The sequence below is a fragment of the Inquilinus sp. genome (genome assembly GCF_039594555.1).
Lineage (GTDB): Bacteria > Pseudomonadota > Alphaproteobacteria > DSM-16000 > Inquilinaceae > Inquilinus.
In genome coordinates, this window is record NZ_JBCNNF010000594.1 from 1 (window position 1) to 3,194 (window position 3,194).

Sequence of the window (3,194 nt, forward strand, 5' to 3'; positions counted from 1 at the left end):
GCGGCGGTGAAGCTGGACGGCGACCGGCCGACCGGGACGCTGTCGGGCGGGGAGGGGCGGCGCGCCGCCATCGCCGCCGCCGTGGTCGGCGAGCCCGACGTGCTGCTGCTGGACGAGCCGACCAACCATCTCGACCTGCCGACCATCGAATGGCTGGAGGGCGAGCTCAAGGCCTGGCGCGGCGCGCTGCTGCTGATCAGCCATGACCGCGCCTTCCTGAACGCGCTGGTGCAGCGCGCCTGGTGGATCGACCGCGGCGTGCTGCGGCAGATGGACAAGCCCTTCGCCCAGTTCGAGGAGTGGACCGAGACCATCCTGGCGCAGGAGGAGGCGGAACGGGCGCGGCTGGACAAGAAGATCGCCACCGAGACCACCTGGTCGCGCCAGGGCATCAGCGCCCGGCGCAAGCGCAACCAGGGCCGGCTGCGCGCGCTTTACGCCATGCGGGCCGAGCGGCGGTCGCAGATCGCCCGCCAGGGCGTGGCGGCGCTGGGCATCGCCGAGGCCGCCCGCGGCGCGGCGAGGGTGATCGAGGCCGAGGGCGTGTCCAAGGCCTTCGGCGACACCGTCATCGTCCGCGACTTCTCCACCCGGGTGCTGCGCGGCGACCGGATCGGCGTGATCGGCCCGAACGGCGCCGGCAAGTCGACGCTGGTCAAGGTGCTGACCGGGGCCGAGCCGCCGGATTCCGGCACGGTGCGGCTGGGGCCGGGGGTGGAGCCGGCCTATTACGACCAGACCCGGGTCGCGCTCGACCCCGAGGCGACTTTGCGCGACGTGCTGCTGCCGCATGGCGGCGACCACGTCCAGGTCGGCGACCAGAAGCGACACATCGCCTCCTACCTGTCCGACTTCCTGTTCGATTCCTCGCGCATGTTCAGCCCGGTGAAGAGCCTGTCGGGCGGCGAGCGCGGCCGCCTCTTGCTGGCCAAGCTGTTCGCCCGGCCCAGCAACCTGCTGATCCTGGACGAGCCGACCAACGATTTGGACCTGGAGACGCTGGACCTGCTGGAGGAGGTGCTGGCCGATTTCCAGGGCACGCTGATCCTGGTCAGCCATGACCGCGACTTCCTCGACCGGCTGGTGACCTCGGTGATCGCGGTCGAGGGCCAGGGGCGGGTGACGGAGTATGTCGGCGGCTACACCGACTATCTGCGCCAGCGCCCGGCGGTGCAGGCGCCGGCTCCGGTCCCCCGCTCCGCCCCGGCAGCCAAGCCCCCGGCTGCGAAGCCGCGCACCAAGCTCAGCTTCAAGGACCAGCGCGAGCTCGACCAGCTGCCCGGGAAGATCGAGGCGCTGACTGCCGAGATCGCCCAGCTCGGCAAGGCCCTGGAGGATCCCGCCCTCTACACCCGCGACCCGGACGGCTTCGCCAGGAAGAGCGCGCGGCTGGCCGCGGCGGGGGCGGAGAAGGAGGCGGCGGAGGAGCGCTGGCTCGAGCTCGCCTCCCTGGCGGAGGAGCTCGGCGCCTGATGATGCGGCCGGTCGACCTGCTGCTGACGGTCGGCGTCATGCTGATCTGGGGCTACAACTTCGTGATCGCCAAATACGGCCTCGCGGAGCTGCCGCCGCTCCTGTTCATGGCGCTGCGCTTCGGCCTGGTCGCCCTGCTGCTGGTGCCCTTCGTGCGCATGCCGCGCGGGCGCTGGCGCGACGTGCTGGTGCTGTCGGTGATGCTGGGGCTGACCCATTTCTCGCTGATGTTCACCGGCCTGGCCCATGTCGACGCCGCGGTGGCGGCGATCGTGATCCAGGTTCAGGTGCCGGCCTCGGCCGCCATGTCCATGCTGTTCTTCGGCGACCGCATCGGCTGGCGTCGGGCGCTCGGCATGGCGGTGGCGATCGGCGGCGTCGCCATCCTGGCGGGCGAGCCGCGCCACGGCTCGGCTCTGTGGGCGATCGGGCTGATCGTGCTGGCGGCGACCGTCTGGGCCGCCGCCAACATTCAGATGAAGCGGATGGCGGATCTCGCGCCCTCCACCATCAATGGCTGGATGTCGCTGTTCGCCGCGCCGATGCTGTTCGTGGTCTCGCTGCTGCTCGAGGACGGCCAGTGGCAGGCGGTGACGCAGGCCAGCTGGTGGGCGTGGATGGCGGTCGCCTTCCAGGGGGTGGTCGTGGTGATCTTCTCCTACGCCATCTGGTATCGCCTGCTGCGCACCTATTCCGTCAACCAGACCATGCCCTATACCTTGCTGGTGCCGGTGTTCGGCGTGCTGTCGGGCGTGCTGTTCCTGGGAGAGCCGGCCAGCTGGACGCTGGTGATCGGCGGCATCGCCACGCTGATCGGCGTCGGCATCATCATCCTGCGCCGGCCCAAGGCGGTCGAGGCCCAGGCGCAGGTCACGTGAGAGGGAAGACCATGGCCAAGCTGACGGAAGTCGCGCCCGAGCTGTACGCGACGGCGCAGGTGGACCGCGCGGCGATCGGGGAGATCGCGGCCTCGGGCGCCAAGACCCTGATCAACAACCGGCCGGACGGCGAGGAGCCGGGCCAACTGCCGGCCGAGCAGGCGCGGGCCGAGGCCGAAAAGCTGGGCCTGAACTACATCCACATCCCGGTCACCTCCTCCTCGATCGCGCCGGGCGATGTCGAGGCGATGCAGCAGGCTTTGGCCTCGGCGCCGAAGCCGGTGGTGATGCATTGCCGCAGCGGCACCCGCTCGACCCTGCTCTGGGCCGCGGGCGAGGTGCTGGCCGGCCGCGGCGACGCCGGCGAACTCGTCGCCGACGCCGCGGAGAAGGGCTTCCAGATCGCCTCCCTGCCGGACTTGGTGGCGCGGCTGCGCCAGGGGTGAGATCGGGATGGCGGGCCGGCAGCCGGTCAAGGACCGCCCGGTCTCCTGGATCGACCTGATCGAGATCGGGCTCGACCCGGAGGACCGGCGGCCGCTGTTCCAGCAGCTGCATCTGGCGCTGCGCGACCTGATCGCCCGCCGGGTGGTGCCGGCCGGCACGCGGCTGCCGGCGACCCGGATCCTGGCCGACCGGCTGGGCGTGTCGCGCACCACCGTGGTCGCCGCCTATGACCAGCTGCAGGCCGAGGGCGTGGTCGCCGGCCGGGTCGGCGCCGGCAACATCGCCGGGGTCGGCATCGCCGTGACCCTCGGCGGGCCAGGCGCGGTGTTCTGGATGTGGGTCACGGCGCTGGTCGGCATGTCCAGCAGCTTCTTCGAATGCACCCTGGCCCAGGTC

Annotated in this window: 4 protein-coding genes; all 4 read left to right on the forward strand. The window is 71.4% G+C overall.

Annotated features, from left to right (window positions below):
- Positions 1 to 1,473, forward strand: a 1,473-nt coding sequence (locus ABDW35_RS34630; protein ID WP_343718388.1) for an ATP-binding cassette domain-containing protein, incomplete at its 5' end; no start/stop codon positions are given.
- Positions 1,473 to 2,351: an EamA family transporter gene (locus ABDW35_RS34635; protein WP_343718389.1), complete on the forward strand. Its 879-nt coding sequence runs from the start codon at positions 1,473 to 1,475 to the stop codon at positions 2,349 to 2,351. The genes ABDW35_RS34630 and ABDW35_RS34635, both read left to right, overlap by 1 nt.
- A gap of 11 nt (positions 2,352 to 2,362) precedes the next feature.
- Positions 2,363 to 2,797 carry a TIGR01244 family sulfur transferase gene (locus ABDW35_RS34640; protein WP_343718390.1) on the forward strand — a complete coding sequence of 145 codons (435 nt, stop codon included), beginning with the start codon at positions 2,363 to 2,365 and terminating at the stop codon, positions 2,795 to 2,797.
- Positions 2,798 to 2,804: 7 nt separating this feature from the next.
- Positions 2,805 to 3,194: alanine:cation symporter family protein (locus ABDW35_RS34645; protein WP_343718391.1), on the forward strand; the 390-nt coding region annotated here is incomplete at its 3' end.